This is a genomic window from Bradyrhizobium sp. A5 (assembly GCF_042076515.1).
Classification (GTDB): Bacteria; Pseudomonadota; Alphaproteobacteria; order Rhizobiales; family Xanthobacteraceae; genus Bradyrhizobium; species Bradyrhizobium cosmicum.
Genome location: NZ_CP148990.1, coordinates 1,262,740 through 1,287,982, shown reverse-complemented (window position 1 = coordinate 1,287,982; position 25,243 = coordinate 1,262,740). Strand labels below are relative to the sequence as shown.

12 protein-coding genes and 1 pseudogene are annotated in these 25,243 nt (G+C 60.9%); 7 read left to right on the top strand and 6 right to left on the bottom strand.

The window, feature by feature from the left end:
- Window positions 1-4: 4 nt before the first annotated feature.
- Window positions 5-889, bottom strand: coding sequence for a hypothetical protein (locus WHZ77_RS05960; protein ID WP_375312823.1), 885 nt, complete (start codon window positions 887-889; stop codon window positions 5-7).
- 342 nt (window positions 890-1,231) lie between these two features.
- Between WHZ77_RS05960 and WHZ77_RS05955 the strand changes: the two genes are divergently transcribed.
- The gene (locus WHZ77_RS05955; protein ID WP_375312822.1) at window positions 1,232-2,506 is read left to right on the top strand and encodes a hypothetical protein; all 1,275 of its coding nucleotides are present in this window, start codon (window positions 1,232-1,234) and stop codon (window positions 2,504-2,506) included.
- A gap of 106 nt (window positions 2,507-2,612) precedes the next feature.
- Window positions 2,613-4,334 (top strand): winged helix DNA-binding protein, encoded by a 1,722-nt coding sequence (locus WHZ77_RS05950; RefSeq protein ID WP_375312821.1) that lies wholly within the window; start codon window positions 2,613-2,615, stop codon window positions 4,332-4,334.
- A gap of 59 nt (window positions 4,335-4,393) precedes the next feature.
- On the opposite strand, the pseudogene WHZ77_RS05945 reads toward WHZ77_RS05950, so the two are convergent.
- Window positions 4,394-4,504, bottom strand: a pseudogene (locus WHZ77_RS05945) (DNA polymerase IV); the annotation flags it as partial.
- 214 nt (window positions 4,505-4,718) lie between these two features.
- Here WHZ77_RS05945 and WHZ77_RS05940 point away from each other — a divergent pair.
- The 3 genes from WHZ77_RS05940 to WHZ77_RS05930 all read left to right on the top strand — a co-directional run bounded on the left by WHZ77_RS05940 (window position 4,719) and on the right by WHZ77_RS05930 (window position 11,875).
- Complete coding sequence (locus WHZ77_RS05940; RefSeq protein ID WP_375312820.1) at window positions 4,719-4,931, top strand: hypothetical protein; 213 nt, start codon at window positions 4,719-4,721, stop codon at window positions 4,929-4,931.
- 54 nt (window positions 4,932-4,985) lie between these two features.
- The gene (locus WHZ77_RS05935; protein WP_375312819.1) at window positions 4,986-11,144 is read left to right on the top strand and encodes a DUF3320 domain-containing protein; all 6,159 of its coding nucleotides are present in this window, start codon (window positions 4,986-4,988) and stop codon (window positions 11,142-11,144) included.
- A 554-nt stretch (window positions 11,145-11,698) separates the two neighbouring features.
- Window positions 11,699-11,875, top strand: a complete 177-nt coding sequence (locus WHZ77_RS05930; RefSeq protein ID WP_375312818.1) for a hypothetical protein — start codon at window positions 11,699-11,701, stop codon at window positions 11,873-11,875.
- Between the two features lie 967 nt (window positions 11,876-12,842).
- Here the strand turns inward: WHZ77_RS05930 and WHZ77_RS05925 are convergent.
- The 4 genes from WHZ77_RS05925 to WHZ77_RS05910 all read right to left on the bottom strand — a co-directional run bounded on the left by WHZ77_RS05925 (window position 12,843) and on the right by WHZ77_RS05910 (window position 20,735).
- The gene (locus tag WHZ77_RS05925; protein ID WP_375312817.1) at window positions 12,843-18,146 is read right to left on the bottom strand and encodes a sacsin N-terminal ATP-binding-like domain-containing protein; all 5,304 of its coding nucleotides are present in this window, start codon (window positions 18,144-18,146) and stop codon (window positions 12,843-12,845) included.
- A gap of 107 nt (window positions 18,147-18,253) precedes the next feature.
- A complete protein-coding gene (locus WHZ77_RS05920) occupies window positions 18,254-18,589 on the bottom strand; it encodes a DUF6527 family protein (RefSeq protein ID WP_375312816.1) in 336 nt (111 codons plus the stop codon).
- Window positions 18,586-19,974: a ThiF family adenylyltransferase gene (locus tag WHZ77_RS05915; RefSeq protein WP_375312815.1), complete on the bottom strand. Its 1,389-nt coding sequence runs from the start codon at window positions 19,972-19,974 to the stop codon at window positions 18,586-18,588. The genes WHZ77_RS05920 and WHZ77_RS05915 overlap by 4 nt, the downstream gene beginning before the upstream one ends.
- Entirely contained in the window at window positions 19,971-20,735 is a 765-nt protein-coding gene (locus WHZ77_RS05910) for an E2/UBC family protein (RefSeq protein ID WP_375312814.1), read from the bottom strand. The genes WHZ77_RS05915 and WHZ77_RS05910 overlap by 4 nt, the downstream gene beginning before the upstream one ends.
- Window positions 20,736-20,835: 100 nt before the next feature.
- On the opposite strand from WHZ77_RS05910, the gene WHZ77_RS05905 reads away from it, so the two are divergent.
- Window positions 20,836-21,858, top strand: coding sequence for a helix-turn-helix transcriptional regulator (locus WHZ77_RS05905; RefSeq protein ID WP_375312813.1), 1,023 nt, complete (start codon window positions 20,836-20,838; stop codon window positions 21,856-21,858).
- A 51-nt stretch (window positions 21,859-21,909) separates the two neighbouring features.
- Window positions 21,910-25,242, top strand: a complete 3,333-nt coding sequence (locus tag WHZ77_RS05900; RefSeq protein ID WP_375312812.1) for a TM0106 family RecB-like putative nuclease — start codon at window positions 21,910-21,912, stop codon at window positions 25,240-25,242.
- The last annotated feature ends 1 nt before the right edge of the window (window position 25,243 follow it).

The window sequence follows — 25,243 nt, the reverse complement described above, 5'->3', positions numbered from 1 at the left end:
ATGTTCAAGGCGTCGCGCTGGGCGGCGTTCGACGGGCGAGAACCGCCTGCTCGATGCCTTGCACGAGATCCCTCATCGTGTCAGCCGTCCGCTGCACAAACGTCTTGGTGAAGACCTTCAGTTCCTGTCCGTCCTTGTCGGATCCGTTCCGATGGACGCAATCGTGCCGGAGGAGGACCGCGGCGAACAGCGAATCCTTGTCTGCCGCCAGATTCAGTATCCCGAATTCGAGCGCGATCCCGTAGAGGACGTCGACCTTCCGGAGATTGTGGTACATGATCCCCTGTAGGTGTTCGCGCACGATCCGCTCGATCAGCTGCGGGTCCGCCGCCATCTCCGCGAGCGTGAACTTTCGGCTCTTCAGGTCGGAATCCCGATCGATCAGCCGCTGCATCGCCTGCCGGTCGCGGAATACCTCGTTCTTGAGAGTGTCGCCCAGGTAGGCCTCCAGCGCCGTGACCTGGTGCGAGAACACCAGTCGGTTGACGAGATGGCCGCCGTCGTCGGAGCCGCTTTGCGCGAGAAGGTCGCTGCTGCCGTGATACGAATCCATGAAGACCATGAACGGATCGTCGGGCGGCGGGGGCTCGAACCAGTCGTCGCTGTCGTCGCGGGTATGAATGAGTCCGTAGTCGAGATCCTCGACGACTTCGTGGGGCCCCGCATCCGTCTTCCGATAGTTTTCGACGCCTACGGGGTATTCCCAAAGACCCCAAACGATCTTGCCCAACTCGGGGTGCTCGAAGACGGCCTCGTGGTGGAATTCCGGACCCATCTGTCGTTCGTCGCCGTCGACGATTTCCCAATCGAGCTCATCGCCCTCGATCTCGTAGATCCGGCCGGTCTCGTGATGTCTGATGCTGGCGACGCCGTCGCTGTAGGCTTCCATCGATGCTCCGGTTCGGCAGGCGAGCGCTTCCGATCTCACACGTAGAATTTATATCGCGGATCTGGCGTGATACCATCCGGAACGTATTTGAGGATGTCGCCGACCTGCCGCGCCGCCTTCAGGGTGATCCGCCGTCGAGCGACGTAGCGATCGGATCGCTCATCGATTGCCGCCGTCGACATCCAGCACGGTACCGATCGTAAAACCGCACCTCACTACCGGATTTCCGGCTGGGCGGCCGCGCCGCGGCAATGCCATTGGAGGTTGATTCTTCGGGCTTATCTGTTGCATCGTTCACCATTGGCATACGGATTCGATTGAAAGAAAAGGCATTTGGGGGAGATGGCTTGGAGTGACGAAGTCTTCAGGACGTTGAGTGCGGCCGGTCAGATCGGCGAGGGCATAGCGGGTACGCGAAATGCGTTGTACGGCGTGTGGCGCTTGATCGATGGCGCACCGTCGGCCGTACGCGACTTGTACAGGGCCTTCGAGGAAGACCGCCTGGAACGCGAAGCGGAGGCATTGCCGCCGGAAGACATTTTTACGCTGGCTCCGGTATCCGCGAAAACCCGCCGGGAAAAAGAGAACTTGCTCTTTTCCGTCGCCGTAAGGCTGCGGGCTCTTGAGAAGCAGTTGTTTCTGCTCTCGAGCGGGGCGCCGGCCCGTCGATCCGCCAGCGTTACTGCGGTATTCGAGAATGAGCAGGCTTACGTGCTCATGTGGGGCGGCATCCATCGGACCGCGAAGACCGGGGACTCGTTCCGGCGGCGTGGCCTTAGCAGGGCCCGCCTGATTCCTAAGACGATCAACGGGCTCGACGTGAAGCTGGAGATGCCCGACGATCCGCGGGGACGCGAACGCAAGGCCGGCGGCATCGGCCTTTCGATGGGCGCCGGCTTGTTCGAGGGCATGCGCTTCGACTTCAGGAAGGTGGACGGCGACGGCTTCATCGTCGTCGATGCGACCGCTACCGGGCAAGTCGAGACTATTTTTGCACAGATAAGCGACGCCTCGAGGCGCCACTGCGCGGCCATCGTATATCCCGAACTCACCATCAGCTCCGCCACGCTGCAGCGGATCGAGACCGGGCTTTCGGAAAGCTCTTCCGGCGACTGCACGCTCAGCATGATCGTCGCCGGCTCTCGTCATGCGGTCGAAGGAGACGGTCGCGTGTTCAATGTCTGCACGGTGCTGAACGGGTATGGCGGCGTCATCGCGGAGCACCGCAAACTGTTCAGCTTCAACGAGGGGACGTCCCGGGAGGCGATCGAACTGGGTAGCGAACTCCAGGTACTGGTGCTGGAGGAGGCGGTCTTCGCCTTCGGCATCTGCCTCGACTTCTGCAATCTGTGCGAGGACCCGCCATACCTGGACTTGGACACGGACTACGTCGTGGTGCCGTCCTGCGGGGAGGAGAGCACTATGCAAAGCCACATACAGCGCTCGACCGAGATACTAACCAAGCTGAAGTGCCGCTCGTTGGTCGTCCAGCAGCTTCATCGCGAAAAGCCGAGGGCCGATGATCCGCTAGGCTTCGTCCTCGCCCGTACGGACAAGGCAGTACCCGAACTCTCCGCCCTTGCGACAAAGGACCCTTGGAGGGTTTATGATATTTAACAATAGTTTACACTTGACATGTGCAACCTATTCCCGATGTAAATGGTTCTGAAACGTGGAGTAGCTATCCTGCGGCTCATATTTTCAGGAAATGGCTGTATTTTCAATGTCTAGCGATGTTTCACCCGCCTCTTGGGCCATGAAACTGGAGGCGGTTTCCACGGCCTCCGTACAGCCCAGCGAGGCATTTTCGTACCTCCGCCAGCTTCTCGCAGACAGCTACAGCGACGACACCGCGGAAGGCGCCTATGAGGCGCTCCGCGAAGTCGTCTGGAATTTTGTCGCCAGTCGCGAGAAGGGTATCCAGCTTGACCAGTGGAGCGACGTCATCCTCCGCGTACGGCAACTGCTGCGCATGAAGAAGTCGCCGATCTTCGAGCGCTTCACCGTGCTTGCAGACCTGCTCGAACAGTCGGGACGTTTTGCGGAACTGCACGCTCCGGGCGTCGTGAAGGCCCGCAAGCACGATGCCCAAATTCTGCAGATACTGGCGAGAAGCAATGTACCCGTGGAGCGTTCGCGGATACTTCGAGAGACCAAGCTCCGTGACGCGAACCTCTCACGGATACTGGCGAATCTGGCTGCCTCTGGACTAGTCAACAGGCAGACCGAAGGGCGGGAGGTCCTGGTCAGCATCACTGACGCGGGCAGGATGCAAGTCTCGCATCTGCCTGCCGCAGGCGGCGGGAGCATTCCGGCCGCTCCGTCTCCCACGCCCGTGTTCGACGACGACACATCTCTAGAGGTCGTCCGCCGTATCTGGCTCGATACGAACTGCGCGATTGCGATCAGCGACAACGATCGCGGGGTCGTGAGCTGCGATGCGAATTTCGCGAGTCTTTTCGGGTCCAATGTGGACCGTATGAAAGCGAAGCCTGTCGATTTTGTCAGGAAGACCTTGGCGGAGCGAATTTCGGGCCCCGACGAAATTGCACCTGACGAAGTGGACCTCAAAAACGGAAGGACCTTTCAGATCAAGGAGTATGAGAAGGACGGAAAGTCTCTCTGGCTCGGCTTCGAGGTCACGGTCTACAAGAAGCGCCTCGAGGACTACATGCGCCGCGAGCGCGTTCTTTTGGGCGAATTGAGCAGGCTCCAGAAGGCTCATGTCAGGAATACGTTGCCGGTTATCCCGCATCACGGTTCTGGTTCGGTTGAATACGGACTGGGCATTTTGTCGATGCTCCGCCAGGACGTCTTCACGCCGATAAATTCGATCATCAGCCTTGCGCAGAACCTCTTTCCAGTGGCGGCAATGTCAAAAGGGATGATCGCTTACGACAAGAGGCCTAACGAAGAATATCTTGCAGGAATAGTCGACCAAGCTGAGCGGCTCCGCGCCCTGATGAGGGATATAGTAAGTGTTCCAGACGTTCTGAATGTAGCGCCGATTCCGGCGATGGACGAGTTCGTGCCGGCGACCATCGTGGAAGATACACTCACCAATATGGCGTACTCCAACAGGCATTCCGGGCATTATTTCGAAATGGGCAATCTCGAGCGTCACCTGGTCAAGACTGACGAACGAGCGTTCAGGGCCGTTCTCATACGGACAGTTGCTGGCGTTCGCGAGATGACGTCCGCAGGAGGAAGCGTCACGGTGGATGCGACGGTCCAGGATGACGCGCTGAAGATAATGGTCTGTACGAATTCGGCCGACGATCATTTCAATGCGTATTCGATGGAGCCGCATGGATTCGCAATGTGTCATCACGCCGTCGAACAGCTAGGCGGAAAGTTTGGTTTCACGCACAGTGGACGCGGCGTGGAAGCTGAATATTTCTGGCCGATCAAGCGTACGCCGGCAAAAGGCCGCTTCATCAAGTAGGCAGGCTTCTCCCGCCGGGCGGGGATTCGCGTTCGCGTCAATAAATTTTGCCGAAGTCGTCAGATCGGCAGTCCAAGTTGCGGCTCTTCTTGTTTTTCGCCCTGCAGCGAAGAGAGCGGGACTCCCAGGAGCCGCACCGGTTTCGGAAAGGGCATCTCGTTCTGCAGCAGCGCGATCTGTGAAAAGGCCTTCAAGATCGCCCCTCCACCGCTTGGTAGGTCAATAGCTTAGCTCGCCGATCGGCGTCGGGACCCCGCGCCGATTGACGTGATGCGTATCGAGTCGCGACGGCAAGCTAAACCATCGTACTATAAACACACGGACACTATTGAATGGTCGATTCACCCATGGCAGGTTACAGGGAGGCTACAACTTGGGCTTGTGATGGCATCACCGAAGAATACCGGCAGTCCGAGCCGACCGCGTGCGCCTGTCGGCAAGAGGCAGGTGCTGGTCATCATGGACGAGGCCGTCGTCAAGTCCGTCAAGGTCGCTGCCGTGGAAGACGATATCAAGATATCGCATGCGGTGGAGGCCGCGGTACGGGACTGGCTGAAAAAGCGAGAGCGTGAAAGAGCGGCGAGACCTGCCGTTTAGCTGCATCGGAACGCTTGGAATCGGAATCCGGGCACTATGGGGGATCGGTCGGGGATGGACGCTTTGGGTGAGCACGGGCGGTTGACGGAGGTCTACGGACGCCTCCGGCTCAAACTGCTTGATCTCTCCAAGAAGAACCGGATGCTGAACTACAGCCTCAGCACCAGATCCAAGCGTCATCTGCAGATCGTCGACGAGGTGATCGACGAGATCTATAAGAAGCTGATCGTGGAGGAAGCAACGCTTCGGATAGAGCCTCTCGAAGAACCTGAAGACGTCCCCCCAGAGGAAAAAACGGAGGAGTTCGCGGCCGCGCTCGAGCACGCGAAAGTTTCACATCTCGAGTATCTGACGAAGCTTGAGGCCCTCGAAAGCGCGGGCCGGGACGACGAGTTCGAGCTTGCCAAGCTGGAGCGCGAATTGCGCGACCACGTCCGCGAAGAGTTCGGCCTGCCGCCGAGGCCCAAAAAGGCCGAACTGAATAGGGCGGAGCACGCGCGCAGGATCGGCATCGATCCGAATTTCGAGCTCGGACCGGCAAAAACCAAACCTTCGCACAGCGACACGGCGCTCCAGACTCTCAAGTTTCCGGACGAGCTTGAGCGGATCATGGGGAAGATCGTCGCCGATGCGAAGCTCTCGGAGCAGGAAATGGGTATCTCGACCCTGTTCCTGTCGTTCGGATTTCTGGAATGGTACGAGTCGGACGTGTCCGACAAGAAGGCTTTCGCACCGCTGTTGCTTCTTCCGGTCAAGGTCGAGATGAAGAAGCAGTACGGAAAAAATGTCTATTCTCTCTCGGCGAGCGAGGGCGCGGCAGAGACGAATCTGAGCCTACAGAAACTCCTCGAGACGAACGCTGCGTTTCATCGCAAACTTCCGTCTTTCGAAGCCGGCGAAGAGGAAAGTATTGCCTCCATCGAGGGATACTTCGAAGGGGTCAAGGAAGCGATCCAGGGACTCAACCGATGGCAAATTCACCGGTGGATGGTTCTCGGTCATTTCGCTTTCGGACGCTTCGCCGTCTACGCGGACCTCAACCCGGAGAACTGGGCGCAGGACCCGGTGAATCATTCGCTGGTCGGAGCGATTTTGAAAGGGACCGACCGGAGCGGCGACGGCGCTCTCGTTCTTGGCGATCCGGCCGACTATTCTATCGACGATCCGCAGTTCGAGACCATTGCGCCGTTCCTGATTCAGGATGCCGACGCCTCGCAGCACAGTGCGCTCATAGATGCGATGAAGGGCCAGAATCTGGTCATTCATGGCCCGCCTGGAACGGGAAAATCGCAGACGATCGCCAACATCATCGCCAACGCTTTGGCGGTGGGCAAAACGGTCCTCTTCGTTGCCGAAAAGCAGGCTGCCCTGGATGTCGTGAAACGTCGGCTTGAACGAGCAAATCTGGGCGAATTCTGTCTCGAGCTGCATTCGGAGAAGGCTTCTCCGAAGGCGGTGTTGGCAAGTCTGGACAAGCGTTTGAAGGTGGCTGCCGCCGGGCCCCCTCCGTCTCCCGGTCGTTCCCTTCACGAAAATCGAGCCGAGATAACCCGATATCTGGAAGCGCTGCACTCGGTCCAGCCGAGCGGACGGACGACATTCGACCTGATCTGGCGGGCCCTTCGCAGTTCGGCATCAATTTCGGAGGCTTCCAGCAGCCTCTCCGGCGTGCCCCTACCCGACGATCTACTCAATGACGCCGACCGTCTTTCCGACGCAAAGGAGCGGCTCGATCGCTTCGCCGAGACAAGCGATACCTTTCAACGATCGTTCGGGCACCCTGCGGATTCGCCATGGATGGGCGCGGGAGCCCAAAACGTCCCGACTGGGCGGATCGATGAATTGTTCGACTGCCTCCGTCAGGCGGAAGAGGCAGCCATATCTCTCGCTTCATGCATCCGGGAAAACTCCGATTTCGACGTGGACTCCCTGAGCGCATTGAGTGCCGCTGTTCATGCCGGCGAGGAACTCAAAACACCTCCTCCCGCGCGGGTCGGAGCCATCGCGAACCTTGATCAGGATCAGCTCAGCAAGGATTTGGATCGGCGGCGGCTCCTCAATCATGTGGAGACGTCGCTCAGGACATATCCATCGATTGGAACGCCCAAGATCGAGGCCCTCGAGACGGCGGTTGCCCTCGGCGAACTGCCGCTGCAGGAGGCGTTCCTGGAGAACACGCCCGCCGCCTTGACGGCGATCGCGACGGAAACTGCCAGCAATGATCGTCGGCTCAAAGCCGCCATCGACCAGTTTTGCCCCGTGCTGGAGATGTTCGGCCTCGATACAAAATGTTCGGTAGCGGCGCTCGGTTCGGTCGCGAAAGCCATCATCGCTTCGACCAAGATCGCCCAAGAGCATAGATCCGCGGTCTATCTGAACCAGAACATCGACGAGTCCGCGTTCAACGCACTATTCAAGCAGTGGAGCGATCTGCTCACGAACGAAACCGGATGGCGCCGCGACCTGGGCGCCTACGGTGGTGCCGCCTGGCCCACGTCAAGCGTGCTGCGCAGTGCATCGGAACTGCTCAGCAAAGGAAGTCTTGGCCGCGCGCTGGCGACCATCAGAGGCGCGGCGAAGCCGGCTCGCGATCTCGTCGCTCGTTTGGGCCTCGCGAATTCCGCGGACCCCGCCTCGCAGTTGCTCGCCTTGGCCCGTCATGTGGATGCGATCGAAAAGTTCGAGTCGGACGACGAGGCCGAGAGGCTGCTGGGCAAGAGTTGGCTCGGCCTGGACACCAAGTTTCGTCTCATCGATTACGGCATCAAAGTCCGGAAATACCTCGTCGATCAGGCGGGGCAGGATGCGGCCGTCCGTCTGTTTCACGTACCGGAAAAGGACACTTCGCGCCTTCACTCCTTCGCACCGGCGGCGACCACGTTACTGCAAGAAATCGCGGCACGACCGGGCAGCATAGCCGACCGAATAGTCGATCTCATGATTGCCACCCTGACCGATGAGATTGCAAAAATGGAGCGGGTCGCCTCTATCGACCCTCTAGGCTTACTGAAGGATTTCAAGGTTTCCGCGAAAGAATTGTCGGCCGCAGCTACGCTGGAGATCGAGCGAAGGAGGCTGGCCCAAGCCCTCGAGCAATCCTCTCTGGGGAACGAGGTTCATCGCATCTGCAGTTCCTCTAACGGCATCGAAGAGGCGTTCACCGCGCTCGAATGGCTGAAGGCGACGAGGCAAACCGCGCTTCCGCCTTCACTGGCCCGCCGGCTGACCTCTCCGGAAGCGGCGGTCGAATTCGTCCGGCTGACTTCCCTCGTCAAGAGCGCAGCGGGCCCGCTGCGGACGTACGGCAGCCGGCTGGAAGTCCTCCGCTCCGAGTTCGGCTTTGCCGATCTAGGTAGGTCGGAGCCAGATCTGGTCGCGGAAAAGGCGCGGACACTTCTCGATCGCAGAGAAGAGCTTCCCGAATTTCTCGGTCTGTGTCAGGAGCGGCGGGAGCTCACGTCGCTCGGGCTCGGCGAATTTCTCGCGTGCGCGGACAACGAACGCATCGCTCCTCTTCATCTGCCTCACCTGCTCGAAGCGGTCGTCTCCCGCCGTGGAGCCACGCTTGCGACGCGATCGGCCGAGGCGCTTCAAAAGAATACGGGCTCATCTCTCGAAACGCGCAGAAAGCAGTTCGCAGAAAAGGATCGCTCCAAGATCAGGGACGACCGATTGCGCATCAAGGCGAAACTTCTGACGAAGATGCCGCTTGCGGGATCGAATTTCGGGAGGCGAAAGTCTTGGACCGAAATGGCTCTGATCTCCAATGAAATCGGCAAACAGAAGGGGTTTGTTCCCGTACGGACCCTGCTGGCTCAGGCCGGAAACTCCATACAGGCCATCAAGCCGTGTTTCATGATGTCTCCGCTCTCGCTTGCAAAGTTCATGAAGGCGGACAAACTCGATTTCGACATCCTCGTCATCGACGAGGCATCGCAGATGCGCCCCGAGGACGCCCTTGGCGCGCTGCTGAGGTCGAAGCAGATCGTGGTGGTGGGCGACCAGAAGCAATTGCCGCCGACCGACTTCTTCTCGCGTTCAGGAGAGGGAGCCGATGACGACGAGGATATCGAGGACCTCGATGACGAATCCATCCTCGAGAGTTGTCAAAAGACGTTCGGTCAGCGGCGCGCGCTACGGTGGCACTACAGGAGCCGCTGCGAGAGCCTCATCAGATTCTCCAACGAGCAGTTTTACGGACGTGAGCTCATCACTTTCCCGGCCTCGAAGCCCGCATCGTTTTCGATCGATCTCGTCCGGATCCCCGGCACGTTTCAGGCCAGGTGCAATCCCGTGGAGGCGAGCCGCGTGGCGGAGGAGGCGATCACCTTCATGCGGCACCACGCCGCCCGCGACGAGGGCGAGATCCCGTCGCTAGGCATCGTGGCGCTGAATATTCAGCAGCGCGATCTGATCCAGGAGGAATTGAATCGGCTGGTCGCGGACGACGTGCTGGTCGAGCAGTACCGTGAGAAGGTGGCGAGCAAAGGCGAGGATCTGTTCGTCAAGAATCTGGAAAACGTACAGGGCGACGAACGCGACTTCATCTTCATATCCATGACCTACGGCCCCGAACCCGGGACGACCGCCCTCAAGCAGCGCTTCGGGCCGATCAACCGCAAGCAGGGACACCGGCGATTGAACGTCCTGTTCTCTCGCGCCCGCACGCGCATCGGACTGTTCTGTTCATTCGGATCACCCGATATCAAACCCAAGCCGGACAGCGCCGAAGGCGTCCACGTCCTCCAGAAATATCTGGAGTATGCTGAAACCAAAGGCAGGGTTGCCGCCAAGACGAGTGGCGACCCGGAGCCCGACAGCGACTTCGAGACCGAAGTCGCCGATCGGCTCCGCGCGCGCGGCTACGTCGTCGACTATCAGGTCGGCGTATCGGGTTACAAGATCGACCTCGGCATTCGCCATCCTGATTCGCCCGAGCGCTACCTGGCCGGAATCGAATGCGACGGTGCGGCGTATCACAGCAGCAAGAGCGCTCGCGACAGAGATCGCCTCAGAGAGGAGGTCCTGAACGACAAGGGTTGGGAAATCCTCCGGGTGTGGTCCACGGACTGGTTTGGAAATCCTGGGCTTCAGACCGATCGATTGATCGAAAAGCTGGAGGCGCTTCGCCGCAGGCCCGCGCCGGACGAGGCGGAATACACCATCTCAACGGAAGGGTCCGATCAACCCGCCGAAACGGCCGAACCGGAATTGCCGGTCACGGACACCGCGACCGAAGCAGAAGGGTCACATGAGGCACCGTTGGCGGTCGCGCCCGAAGATCGAGCATTCGAGCCAGACTGCCTGACTGAAGAACCGGAATGCATCGAGGCACTGCGCCGGCTTCGAGACCAGGTAATTGCGATCGAGATGGCCGATTGGGAGCCTCATCGATCCATTCTGCGCGAGGCGATGATAGAGACCTTCGTAAGACAGAGGTTCACGGATCCCAGCCAGTGGTTCGACAAGGTCCCAGGATATCTTCGACAAGGCACGAATCCTGCCGAGAAGGGTCGATACCTGGATCGTGTCTGCGACATCGTCGCCCAACTGAACGATGGAATCGCAAGCGAGGGACCCGGCGACATCGCAGCGCGCAAGCAGACGCAAGTGGTGCCTGATCCAGAACGAGATGCACAGCGCTCGGACCCGGACGATGTTGCCTCCGCCTCTCCCCGGCGGAACGGCAATCATTATGCGCCCACGAATTTTCCACTTCTCGGGATCCGCCCCGACCCGTCGCGGTTCTACGACCGCGAATACGAGCCCATTCTCAGGAGCATGGTGGAATCCGCTCTGAAACAGGAAGCTCCGATTTACGAGGACGTGCTGGTCGTTCGTATCGCGCGCGCGCATGGATTCCAGCGATCCGGCGATCGCATACAGAACGCCGTCTCGAAGGTTCTGGGTAAAAAGTACCGCAAGACCCACGAGGACGGTCGCGCCGTGATTTGGGCTGACAATTCGCCTGAGGGCCGTTTGGTCAGCTACCGGGAGAGCCAACCGGAAGTTCGGTCTCATGCGGACACACCCATCGCTGAGCTTGCGAGCCTGGCATTGCCGTTCATCCGCGTTCGTCTCTCAGACGAGGCCATCCTGTACAGGATGGCAAGCCACTTCCAACTAGGTCGTTTGAGAGAGCCAACTCGCGTCCGCTTCCAAGCTGCCGTGGATGTCGCGAGACAATCCTTATCGGACGGGCGAGCTATCTGACGGCATGTCCGATGCACGGCAGCGGCTCGGCCGAGCGCGGCGTCGTGCACTATGTCATCAGGTGACAATCGGCTGGCACCGAGGAATTGTAGATGAACGAAGTGGCGTGCTCTTGCTCGGACTCTTATATGCAACGCACCGCTACTCATCCAACTTTGCGGTCGAGCAGTGTTGTGCCGCAGGTGTGATTGTGCCGGGGCGCTCCGTCACCCTGATCTGATTCCAGCAGAACATTGCGGTTTTGGCTTGCGGATCGAACGACGTATAGCTGTCCCAAATGAAATTGCCGAAATAGCCATTGCTTTGGGGCGGGTCAGTCCTACCGGCCAGGAAAAACGAGCCAGTCGGATGAGCTTCCGGCGTCTTGACGCAGGGGTCCTGTGAATAAGCACCGGGGTGGGACCCGAGCTATGTGAGGGCCAACTTGCTGATCTAGTTCATGAACTGGGCAAACAGCGGGGGTCCCGATCGGCGCCGATCCGGACCCCACCCCGAATGAATTTCCTCAAGCTACATCAAAGCATTGCGGTCAGCTGAGTTGGGGTCCCACTTCGGTGCTTATTCACACCCGGCAAGCACGAGCGCGCGGCACGCGTGGCATCAATCGCCTGCGCGAACTCGCCTTCATCGAGCGCGACGGCGTGCTGCCGGGAGGGCAGCTGACGCGCTTCCACGACTTCGACTGGCGCATTAGCGACGCCGGCGCCGCCTGGCTGGCGGCGAACGCCTGAGCGGAGGTTGCGCGTTACACTTCGGGGTGTGTAACGGGGGGTGTCGAGGATTTTGGCGTTCGCGTGACGGCCGTCACGACTAACGCTTGGGACATCACAGCGTCGCTGAGGTGTAAGAGAGCGTGCGATAGTGGGAAGCTAAGGCGAGTTAGCTGCCCTCCCGACCCGATGATCGCAGCCGGGCAGATGTCTTCTAAATCCGACAATGGAGCGCTGGCGCTCCGAATTGTCGTCTAGATTCGACATGCGACACCGATCCGCGCCCCTCGGCGTCGGTCTGACCAGATCCAATGATGGCAATAATTACGGAGACGCCGGCGTCAGCGCTTTGCGCTGCGGCGGCCGCCGCCGTCGTCCGGCAGAGTCGTCACGACGCCCGGCTCAACGACGTACGTATCGCCGCCCTAGCGCCGCACGCGGCGGTCGGCGATCGCGAGGAACTCGGCACGGATGATGTGTCCAGGTCGAGTCCAGTATCGGGTCGGAGTCGCGGACCTCTGACACGATCAGGCCTCGAGCCACTGATCATCTTGCTGGCGTACACTCGGGTAAATAGCGGATCTTTGCCGGACGGCGCCTTCCACGGTGCCTATGCGGCCGACCGCGTGTGTCCTCAATGCTCGGATGAGGCACTTGCACGATTTTAGGCTTAGAAATGTTGTAAACGAGTAGAACCTGCGTCGGCACCTTGCACTGGAATGTTTAGTGGCGCGACCCAGCTTGCCGACCCTCGCACGTGTGTTCGCTAACATTTAGAAAACACTAACGCCAAAAGCCGCGGGCCATACGCTGGACTTCAGGCTCCGTTGTCGCACGTGCAATTCTTCGCGCAAGTATCGCCCGTGAAAAAAACCTTCGGCGGAAGGTTTGCAGCTCGGTTGCAACTGAATATCGCGTCCCGCGTAAACTCACCGTAGCGTCGTGGCGGAAGTGACGGTGCGAAGACGGACGCGCTTGTTCGCCACTATCACCGCCTCTCGAACCGATACCGTACCGAGCCGCTCCGCACCACCCGAAATCTATTCCTCGTATCGGCGCTGACCGGGTTACTCAGGGGCAGGACGCGCCAGCGCGAGGGGTCGAACACGAACGGCACATATAAGATCCTGAATCGCCGCTTGCCTTCAAGGCTGGCACTGCCTGCAATCTCGAGTTCCCGTGCGGTCAATTCGAATTCGCCACCTTCATCGAGCGCCGATTTCACCTCATAGAGATATTCGTGTCTGGCAGTTTCGATGCGGAAGTCATAGCCAAGGCTGTCGTCTCCCTCACTTCCGGTACAAAAGAATGCCCGGTTCGAGGATATCCAACAATCGTCGGCCATTTCCTTAGGGTGGCGCCGGCGGAGATATTCCCGGGCAAGCCATTCACTGGCGACCCCCATCGCCTGGCGAACGGAATCTGGAGGTTGGTTACGCCAAGCTTGGCCTTTCCCGCCGCCTGGACCCGGGCGCCGGCGCTCTCCAGCGGATTGCTCCTGGATAGCAAGACGCGGTGGTCGGCTTCGATCAAACCAATCGGAACCTTGAGCGAGCGCAGCTTCGGCGAGCTGCTCGAACAGCGCGACGAAGCCGTCTCCACCGGTATCAAGCGGCTGATCGCCAAACCTGACCGTGCGCTTCTCGGCGTCCGCCTTGCGGCGCGCCTCGTGTGTCTCGCGCTCTTCGTGCTGGAGGTCGGCCTCGGTCAGCTCGAGATCCTCGATCGCATCGGTTTGCGGCATGTCGAGTGGCCATGCCTCTATCCTTGCCAGCAAAGCTGGAAGAGATTCCCGTCTGGCCGCCTCGAAGTCGATAAGTCCCTTCTCATGGAGGGCGCGTACGACCGGCTGAGGGTCCGCCGTGTCCATCAGTTGGGGGCGGCCAACGCCCCTCTTTCGACACCAGGCGCGTATGAGGCTCGCGAGCCTCGCATGGTTCGACGCGATGAGCTTTCGATTAGCTGCGACGACGGCTTCGAAATCGGGTAACGTGAGCGATGGGTCGTCGGGACCGAGGTGGGCCTCAGCTGCGGTAGCGGCGATTCCAGCGACAAAATCGCGGTCAATCGCTTCGTGATCGATCGGCCATGCTGGGTCGAACGCGACAAACTCAAGCTTCCGAAGGGCAACATAATCCCCAAGGTCCAGACCCGCGCGCCAGTTTCCGGCAAACCGCCGGCGTACGCGATCAACCAGCGTGGGCGCAAGCTCGGCCATGAACACGCCGAACAGGCGGCGAAAGTCCACTTCGCTGTTGAGGGGTGGATAGCCTAACTCGGCAAGCGTCCGGCCGTAGGCTTGAAAGTCGAAACCCATTCGCCGGCGTATCAAGGCTTGGTCGTCTGTGGCGTCGACCGCTGCGAGGGCTTCGCCTGCCGTGTCCGCTCCCAGTTCGGTGACCAGCCAGTCGCCCAGCTTCAGCGCTGGGCCAAGCCTGTCGTGCCGCTGCATTAGGCTATCGGCCGCAATCCTCCCTCGAATGAAGCAGACGATCGGCAGTACTGCGCGCACCAGTCGCTCCACGCCACCGCGCGTTGCGGCGAAGTGGTCTCGGACAACACCGACGTCACGACGTATGGCGAGCGCGAGCATGTCCTCGCTCGGCGCCACGGAAGCATCCGAATAACCATCGCGCACCAAGCGTCCTAACATGGGCTCCAACGTGTTTCTGCGCAAGCCCACGAGCTTGGTGATCGCTGGTGCAGCCTCAAGTAAGAGATCGACGCTGATCGGCTCGTCGCCAGTAACCAGCAGCGTGGGGAACCGGACGTGCGGGACCGCCTGGACGCGCTCGTCGCCATGAGCCGTGATTTCCTGGTCGTCGATCAGAAGCGCGAAGCGGGCGCATCGCCTCAGCCGTATTTGTCGTAGGCGGTGGTCGAGCTCGTCAGTCGGCAAGGTGCGGAGCTCTAGCGCGTCGCCGAGATATTCGTGGGCAAGGATTGCAACATCGCTCAGCCACGCGAGGCTCCCAGCAGCGAAGTGGGGGTCGGTTGGGTTAGGTTGGAACGTCTGTCCGTCGACTTGCAGCTGGACGTCTCCCGAATCGGCGAGCCTTGGCGCAAAGCAGCCGGTGGCGACCAACAGGTCTCGGACGACCGCGCCATCTGTCTCGCCCACGTCGAGGACGGCCTCACCGCGGTCGGCAAGTGCGCGCGCTGCGAAGCCCTGCCGCTCAGTGGTCACGTGAACAACAGGCGGCGCTTCGGGATCGGGCGCAAGCAATTCGAGCCCACCTAGGCGCTCGACGACGAGCACCGGTAACGTTCCGAGCGTCAGACGCCGCTCAGCGACATCATTCCATGCGCGACGGAGTTGTTCGCGCAGCTCACGCCGCTCCGCTGCCGACAAATCGGAGAGTGCAGTCGCCAGAGACGCGAGGCGGCCAGGGGCGGACTCAGCCGCAGCCCAGTCGCGAAGCCCGATTCGCTCGTCGAAGAGGATTGAGGGAAGCGCGGCGCGGCTGCCAGGTTCCGCGGAAAATCGCGGGACGAACCGGGGCGGCAGCTGGCGGATGACCGTCGTCGACCAACTCTGACTAGCTGCCTCGAAGCTGGCCTCATCGCGCCGCAGGCTCGCCGGCCAGCGGCTCTCCCGAAGGAAAACCTGGAGCGGCGTTGGCAACTCGACGCTCTGAAATCCACGATAATGGCTGATTCTGAAAGTGAAATGCGCTTCGCCATTCTCGCGAAGATACGCGACGATTAAGTCCGAAAGCGCCTCCCGAGCGGCGAGGGACAGCGACGAATGCTCAAGCTCGCCAGGCAAGCGCCATACCTCACCCTGGAGCTGATATTCGGTGTACGGATAAGAGAAGCTCACTTTCCGCGCATGCGTGGTCCAATGCGTATCGAGGCCCAGCTTCGGCAGGCCCGAGAATAAGATGCCGTTCCAAAGGTTCGCGGGCGTTCCTGCTCGACGAATCGCGCCGGCGATCGGCTGCAACCCATCACGGACACCTAACACACCAAGGAAGCGCAACCAGTCCTCACGCCGGTCGTCGGATCCGGTGCGCGGCCAAGTGACAAAACTGATGACCAGCTTGGCCTTCTGGTCGTTGGCGTCCGCGGACTGCGGCGCCGCTTCGTGCAGATACAGCTCGAGCGTCCGGCCGAGCGTGCTCCAAGATGCCGATAGGGATGTGTCGGGCGCGGCGAACCAGCCCCCGAGACAAGGAACGAATAAGCCTGCTGTGCGGAGACCATCCTCGACCGCCTTCCCTCCCACATTTCGCCAGACCCGATACGCCCAAATCAACACCTCGCGCCGTTGGTTTTCTGTCGCCGAGCGACTAAGGATCCCCTCAAGACCCTTGAGTACTTCCAGCGGATCGTAACGCCTCAGCAGACCCGCCTTCTCAAAGGCGCGCAAACTAACCTCGGAAATCTCGATCGACTGCTTCAAGAAGCGAAATTTGCGGAAAAGTGAGGAAGGCGGGCTGGGCGGTCCCTCGCTGCGCCTCCCACGCTCTTTGCCAATGCGATGGAACACCGGTGGGACTCCATCGAGACCCCTGGCGGTGGCGCCGAGCAGCTTGTCGTTATTGTCCGGAAACAGCTTCTTGCCCTCAAGAGTCGAGAGCTGAACAGAGGTGGCCGCGTAGACCGCGACGACGTCATCATAAAAATCGCGCCATCTACGCGGGGATTGCCGAGCTTTTGCGGCGAGATGCGCGGCGATCGCTTCACTCCACTGCGAGAGTATGTCCTCATTCGGTGCAAGCGGCAGCGAGACGGCGGCAGCGAGAGCGCGGACGCGCGCGAGGCGCCCCTCGCCGATCGTGGGCGACAAAATCGTTGCATCGGCGACACTGGCAAGTTTGGCCGGCGTCAGCTGATGCGTGCGTATGTCGGGCCATGCGTACAGTACATTGAAGCTGACCCAGCGCGCTGAGCCACCCGGTACCACGGGCCAGATTTCGGCCTCTGCCAAGGGGCGCTCGAGAGCAGCAAAGGCCTCTATGACCTTCGACATATGGGGGGGTGACCACGTGGCAAGGTCGACTACGGCGTTCTGTGGCAATCTGAAGTCGCCATCGACGATCGATAGTGCAGCTTGCGCGGCCGTCCTCGCCGCCGCCTCCAACAGATAATTGTTGAGAGGTAGGTCCGCCTTAATCGAACGGCGGTCGATATCTGCGAAGAAGGGCGCATCGATATGCCCCGCCATCGGCGACACGGCGCGATCGTCCATTGGCAGGAAATTGAACAGCCGTGGCGCCGCGAGTATCGGGGCGCCGAGGGGGACCGCGACCGAAACCACGGCGTCCCCTTTCCAGGAAAGCCAACGCTTCAACGGGGGCGCACCAGGGATGCTGGCGCGAACCGCGTCAAGGACCGCCGGCTTCGGTAGAACTTGCCGGACGACGAGGAAAGAGTTCGTCCGGTCGAGTGTCACGCGCTCCATCTGGAAGCCTTGGGGAAGCTTGGCCTCGATTGGTGCGACCTTGCGCGTCATTTGTGTACGCCTGGGCGGCTGTCCGGGTTCTATGACGGCGGCTTCCAGCGACGACAACCGGTCGAGGAAAAGTAGGACGGGCGCCGGGGCGTCGAGGACCGCCGCCACCTGCTTGCGGGCCAGTTCGATCGCCTGGGCCGTGGCGAGAGGAAGGACAACCACCGTGGCATACCCCTCCTTAGCAAGCCGACGCACTTCGGTAGACTGCTCTCGAGCTGTAACGGGGACGAGATACCGCGACACATTTGACGCAACCTTAGCCGCTATTTCTGTGGATGCCCCAAGGTGAACCAGCCGGTCCTCTATTTCATTGGTAGTGGCAAAGCGAAAGCAGTAGCCGTCGAACTCGTGGGTAGTTGTGCGCCGACCGACCGAGAAAATATGGACATCATCTGTCAGCGCCTCAACGCTGCGGAAGCCTAGCCCCTTGTTGCCAATACCTTCGCCAATCTCTTTGTCGCTTGTTCCGATATTTCGAATCGCCTCCAGATTCGAAGCCGTGAATGGACGGCCCTTGTTCGCGACGAGAAGCTCGCCGCGATCGGGGCGATCGATGACAAGACTGATTGCAATCTCGCCCTCTTCGTCAGGGCGATGCGCGTCGTGTGCATTCTGTAGAAGCTCGAAGAGAACACGGTCACCGTACTGGGTGCCGATCACCTCGTTAAGGTTCTTCAAACTCTCGTATGTCTTAAGCTTGCGATGGTGCGCATCAAGCGCATGTTCTAATAGTGAGCGCGTCAAGACGTCTATCGTGTCGGCAGCGGTCGATGGCGCGGGAAAGACCATTAGCTGGCCCGCCAACTCTTCCGGTAATTCTTCCAAATCATCCATATCGTTACATCACGTCCAAACTCTCGAACCGTCGCTGATCGATGGCGTCCGCTTCCGGGCCATCAGTCGCCATATTCCTGCCAGATGCAGCTCGGCGCTGGATACTGTCAGTCGCACCAAGTGATCTTGCCTGATCGCACCCAAAAATGCGACTTACATCCATCGCGTAGCCAGACGGAGGGATGCAACGATACGTGGCCACGAGAATCGACGGAAATATCCCACCGCGGTTTCACCTCCCTCAGCAACATCATTTCCAAACGCTTGCCGCAGCCGCAGGGGCACCGCATGCCGACCGACCAATCGTCCCCGTCGTCGCGAGCCATGACAAGAGCCAAAAAAGGCAGCTTTTCCGGCAGCATGTCCCCATCAACGATCTTGAGCTTCCGGCGTGGCGTAAGGGCGGCGACGAGCCGACGCCACCAAAGCGGCTTCGTTGTCATGCGACCCTCCGCTGCACCGCCAGCGCTGGCAGTCCGAGGAGTGGCTCGGCCGCGCCTTCGGACACCGGGAAGCTGTGCCGATTTTGGAACTGACTTTCGGCAAAAATGTCCTCGTCGCCCTCGGCGAGCATGAAGATGGCACGAGCCCGCGTCTCATTCGCGAACTCGCGGAAGGGAAACAGCCGCGCGATGAACTCGATGACACAGGCCGACGCGGCACGCATATTCAATGTGATGACCCCGGGCGCTTCCTCCGCCATTCCCCGCAGATAGCCGTCCGCTATTTTCCGGGCGAGCGCATGAGGCGCGGCGCGCGCGAGGTATTCCGCTTCCAGAAGCGCCGCATCGTAGACGCCGCGATCCATCAGGCTTGAGCCGCCTGGATAGACGTAATCCACCCTCCCGTAGACTTCGGCGATGCGGCGTCCGCCGCCCGGCAGCGGCTCGGTCGGAATCGCAACGCCGACGTCGAAGAGAGGCATCGCGAAACAGGCGCTCAGCCGGTCGGCGATATGGCGGCCTTCCGCGGAGTCGACGCACGAGACGAGAATGTCGGCCTCGCACGCCGCCAGCACGGCATCGCGCGTTGCGACGGAATGCGACACGCTAATCACACCGCCGTCGCGGCGGTAGCGCCGGATGGCGTCGGCAAACATCTCGACCTTCAGCGCGCCGATGTCGGCGAGCGTCGCATTCAGGATGCGGTTGAGATTGCGCTCCTCGATCTTGTCAAAATCGATAAGAATGATCTCGCCGACGCCGAGGCGGGCGAGCTGCTCGGCGACAATCGATCCCGTGCCCGACACGCCGATTACGCAGACGCTGAGACGACTGAGCGACGCGCGCATATCGCCGGTGAACGCCATCGCCGGCTTCATCGGGCCTGAGCCGGTAGCCCCGTCGTCCCACCATGTTTCGATGTCCGCACCGGCTTTCAGCACGAGATCGATGGGCGTGGCGCGATCGCCTTCATAAACGCGCGCGCGCATCGCTCCACTCGGAATCATGATCGCCGAGCCCGGAGCGCGGTCGGTGCCGTGCCGGATAGCGCTCATCAAAACGCGGTCGCTTTCATCGTCGGCGTCCGAGAAGGCAAAGAGCCCACCCGGATGCGAGTGGACGGCGATCACAGCATCACCGCGCGCCGACGCGCGGTCGATGGCCGCCTCCACATAGTCGCCCGGCCAGGTGATGAAATCGGATTGGCGCGTACACTCTGCATGAGGAACGCGAACAACTTCGCGTCCCAGCCATTTCCGACGGCGCTGGCTCGTCACCGTGCAGAGCAACAGCGCGGCGGCTTCGAGTCCGTCACCCGGAAAGAGATGCGCCCGAAGTTCGTCCGCCAGCTTCGCCGGCAGCACCAAAGTATGACACCGCTTCATTGGCCGACCTCGCGGTGCAGCGACTCGTCCACGAGAGCGAGGTGCGTCACGAGCGTGTCGCGAGCCGGGTCCCACTGGCGGTGACGCGACCACCGTTGAAAGGGCAAGCCGATGACCGTCTCGATCTGCTGCGTCTGCGGGATCGCCGCGCCCGAGGGAAGCGCGAGCGGCGGATGGCAGTAGAACATGTCGAGCTGAGCGCCGGGGTAGCTGACCGGCACCTCGATGCCGATCAGCGCCGTCGCGATCCGATACCCTTGTGGCAGCGGATAGTTGCGGATGATCAGCCAGCGGCGGCCGGCATCAACCAGAGTCTCCCAGTCGAAGCCGAGGCGGTCCAGGAGCGCCTCATCCTGCGGCAGCATCGCGAACGCGGCACGGCGCTGCCCGAGCATCTCGCCATTGTTGATCTGCCGTGGCGTAAGCCGGAGTTTCTCGATGCCCTTGTGGCGAAGATCGATGACAAAGGAGAGATCGACCTCTCGCTTCGGTTCGCCCGCCACCTTGAGCACGATGATCCACGGCGTATCAGGATTGAAGCCGGCCTCCTTGATCGCCTGCCGCACGACAATTTCGGGCTTCCGCGACTCGATGATGACGCCCTGAACATTTAGCTCCCACACTTCATGGTGCGGATGGTGATGTTCGTGTTCGCCGTGATGATGGTGGCGGTGAGGGTCATCGCCGTGACCTCCCTCATGGTGGGGGTGACCCGGCTCTTCGCCTTCGCCGTGCGGGTGGGAATGGTTCTCGTGATTCATCTTATTCTCCGTATCTATCTGTTTTGACGTACATTTCTCGGTCCGTGACCGTCAGTCTTCACTATGCTACCTTGCTACGTCAGATTTGGACGTACACGCGATGCGCTATGATAAGACACGCAACATCCTGGAATTGGCGCGCGCTCTAGCGAGCAGCGCCGAGGGCCTTACGCTGGACGAGATGTGCCAGATGACGGGTTGCGAGCGCCGCACCGTCGAGCGCATGCGCGACACCATTCGTGCGGTGTTTCCGCAGATGGAAGAAATCGCCGATCCCCCGAAGAAGCGCTTCCATATTCCCAAAGGGCTCGACGGGTTTTTTCAGGACCCGACGACCGAGGAACTCAGCGATCTCGGCGTCGTCGTCGCCGATCTGGGCGAGTCAGGAGCAGCCGCGCGTGCGGAGTCGCTCGCCAGTCTCGACAAGAAAATCCGTGCCGCCATGCGGCATGGGCGCCGGAGGGCTACCGAGACTGACGTTGAGGCTTTGCTGCGCGCCGAGCGCATCGCGGTGCAGGCGGGACCGCGGCCGACGGAAGACCCAGCCGTCCTCATGCTGTTGCGCCGCGGACTCCTTGAGATGAAGCTCTTGCGTTTCATCTATCATGGCGGTTCAAAACCGGGAGCTTCGCGCGATGTTGTTCCTTTCGGTATCATCTTCGGCCGCATGAATTACCTGATCGGTGCGGATGCCGGCGCGACCAAGCCAAAGCACTGGCGACTCGACCGGATCGAACAGCTTGAATGCCTGGATCAGGCGGCGGCGCCTCCCGCGGACTTCGACCTCGCGGCCTTCGCCAACACGTCCTTCGCTTTTTTCGAGGGTGAGCAGGAAGACGTGGTTTTGCACGTGCTGCCAAGCGGCATGGAGGATTTCAAGAACCACCGCTTTCATTCAAGCCAGACGGTCGAGGATCATCCCGAAGGCGGCGTCATCGTGCGATTTCGCGCGAGCGGCATGCGGGAGCTGGCATGGCACCTTTTCACCTGGGGCAACAAGATCGAGATCGTCGAGCCGGTTTCATTGCGCCAGGAAATCACCACCGAATTGCGCGCTGCGCTGGCGCACCACGAAGAACCTTTGCGTTTCACTTACGTCCTTGACTCGAAGAAAGCATCCTAGCCCAAAGCCTACGTCCATTTTTGTCGCATCCCCTCTCTAATCTCCGGCATCATGCATCCGCTTTCCGCCTCACGCCTCAATGATTATCTCGGCTGCCCGCACCAGGCCACGCTGTGGCTTGCAGGCATCAAGCCGGCCGAAGAGGCGGATGCAACCCTGCAACTCATCCGCGACAAGGGCTTCGAACATGAGGCCGTGATCCTCGCGCGGCTCGAAGAGCGCTTCGGTCCCGCCGAGCGCATCCCTTCGGGCGGCAGTCTCGCTGATAAGACCCGGCTGACGCGGGAAGCCATCGCGCGCGGTGCGAAGCTCATCTATCAGGGCGCGCTGACGAAGGAGGCGTGGCTCGGCTATCCCGACTTTTTGGTGCAGAGCGGCAACCAGGGCGCGCCTACCTTCGAGCCCGAAGACGCGAAGCTTTCACGGTCGGCCAAAGGCGAATATGTGTTGCAACTCGGGATCTATGCCGAGTTACTGGACGATATGCTCGGGATTCCCGTGCGGGGCGGCGTCATTCACGTCGCGGCCGGCGAGCCAGTGCCCTTCGATCTGCGGCGCACGCGATTTATTCTCCGGCGTCTCATGCGCAGCTTCGAGCGCTTCGTCGCCGAAGAGACGCGCGTCACCAAGCCGCAACCCTGTGCCGCTTGCGCACAATGCGACTACAACGCGCGTTGTGAGTCCGAGTGGCGCGAGGCCGACAGCCCGTTCTTCGTGGCCGGTGTTAGCGGTGCGCAAGTCGCCAAGCTCGCGGCGTCCGGCGTCACCACGCTCGCACAGTTGGCGGCGCTGCCGGCGAGCACCAAGATCGATGGCATGCGCGCTGAGACGGTGACGAAACTGTCCGCGCAGGCGCGCCTTCAAGGGGCTGCCCGAGCGAGCGGCCAACATGGCTTCGAACTATTGCCCTACGCGCGCGGGCGCGGCTTCGCGATGCTTCCCGCACCCGACGACGGCGACCTCTATTTTGACATGGAAGGCGATCCTCTCGCCGGCGAAGGGCTCGAATATCTCTTCGGCGTATATGGCCATTTGAATGGCGGAAGCACCCCTGAGTTCCGCCCGATCTGGGCGCACGATCCCGCCGCGGAGAAGGTCGCATTCGAAACTCTGATGCGCCTCCTCATCGATCAGGTTCGGCGCCACCCCAACGCGCACATCTATCATTACGCCGCCTACGAGACGACCGCCCTCAAGCGCCTCGCCATGCGGTACGCGACGATGGAGGCGGAACTCGACCAGCTCCTGCGCGAGCGCCGCTTCGTCGATCTTTATCGGGTCGTGGTGCAGGCGCTCCGTGCCTCGACCGAGAGCTATTCGATCAAGGACCTTGAAGCCCTCTATTGGCGTGAGCGTAGCGGCGAGGTGACGACGGCATCCGACAGCATCGTCGAATACGAGCGCTGGTGCCTCACCAAGGACAACGCCATTCTCGACTCGATTGCTGCTTATAATAAAGATGACTGCGTTTCGACCGCGCACCTGCACGCGTGGCTTGAGAAGCTGCGCCCAGCCGGCGTCAATCTTGAGATTGTTGACGATACCGCCGCCGACAAGCGCGAGCAGTCGGCCGAGCGCGCCCAGCGCGAAGCCCGCAAGCAGAACCTTGCGGCGGCGGTGCGGGCTTCTCCGCACGGCGATGCGCGCGTGCGCGATCTTGTCGCCGAACTGTTGTGGTTTCATCAGCGGTCGCAGAAACCCGGATGGTGGGCGCTGTTCGAGCGGCAGGCGTGGTCCGAAGACGAACTGGTCGACGATGCCGAAAGCCTCGGCGGTCTTCAGCTTGACGCCTCCTCAGCGCCGGTGCCGGTAAAGCGCTCATTGGACACGACGTACGTTTTTCTGCCGCAGGACACCAAACTCAAGGTTGGAGACAGACCGAAGATCGCCGAAACGATTGGCAACGCTGGGACTATTGTTGAGATTTCTGCGGACGAAGGACGCGTCGTGCTTCGGCGAGGCGCAAAAGCTCCGGCCCTACCGGACCGCTTCAGCCTGGTTCCCGCGCCGATTGATTTGCAAAGCGTCCCGGATGCAGTGTTGGCGTTTGCCGATCGCTTCGCCCATGGTGTGATCCAGGACGATCAGGCGCTGCTCGATATTTTGATGCGCCGTCCGCCGCGCCTGAAAGGTCGCGCGGCCGGATCACCGATCCGCGCCGTGGACGAGCCTCTCACCGAGGCTGTGATCCGCGCCGTCACCGACCTCGACCATAGCTATCTCTTTATTCAAGGACCGCCCGGAACGGGCAAGACCTATACGGCAGCGCAAGCGATCGTGGCGCTGCTCCACGCCGGCAAGCGCATCGGCGTGTCGTCGAACTCGCACAAGGCGATCAACAAGCTCCTCGCCGAGGTGGACGAGCGCGCCGCCGAGACTGGATTCCGTTTCCGCGGCGCCAAGAAAGGCAACGACGACAAGCCCGAGACGGAACACACCAGCACCAACATCGTCACGGTCTTTAAATCAGAGGATGTCACGTCGCAGCACCGTCTCGTCGGCGGGACAGTGTTTCACTTCTGCCGCAACGATCAGCGTGGAACCTACGACTATTTGTTCATCGATGAGGCAGGACAGGTATCCCTCGGCAATCTCGCTGCCATGGGAGCCGCGGCCGCCAACATCGTGCTGGTCGGCGATCAGATGCAGCTTCCGCAGCCGGTTCAGGGCGTGCACCCCGGCGAGACCGGCCTCTCAAGCCTAGAGTACCTTCTGGAAGATCGGGCAACCGTAGCGGACGACCGCGGTATCCTTCTGAATGAGAGTCGCCGCCTACATCCAGCACTATGTGGGTTTATTTCCGACGCGATCTACGACGGACGGCTCGGGGCACACCCCTCGACCAAGAACCGCTATCTTCGGCTGCGGTCCGGTGCGCATGGCGCACTTCGAGCGGCGGGCCTCTCCTTCGTTCCCGTCGCGCATGACGGCTGCACGCAATCCAGCCGGCCCGAGGCGGAAGCGATCGGCGCGCTCGTTCGGGAATTGCAGACGAACGAAATCGTCCGGGACGGCAAGACATCACCCGTCACGCTTGCCGACATCCTGATCGTGGCACCCTATAACCTCCAAGTGAACCTTCTCAAGCAGCTTCTGCCGCCGGGTGCGCAGGTCGGCACCGTCGACAAGTTTCAAGGGCAGGAGGCCGCGGTCGTCATCGTCTCGATGACAACATCGAAAGGCGTCGAAGCGCCGCGTGGCACGGAATTTCTCTTCAACCAGAACCGCTTCAATGTGGCGGTTAGCCGCGCGCAATGTTTGGCGCTCGTCGTTCACGGCGCCGAGCTTCTCGAAGGCGCTTGGACAAAAATCGACGACCTTCACCGCCTGAATCTGTTTGCCCATGCCGAGTCCATCGCGCTGAATTCATCCATTGAGCAGTAAG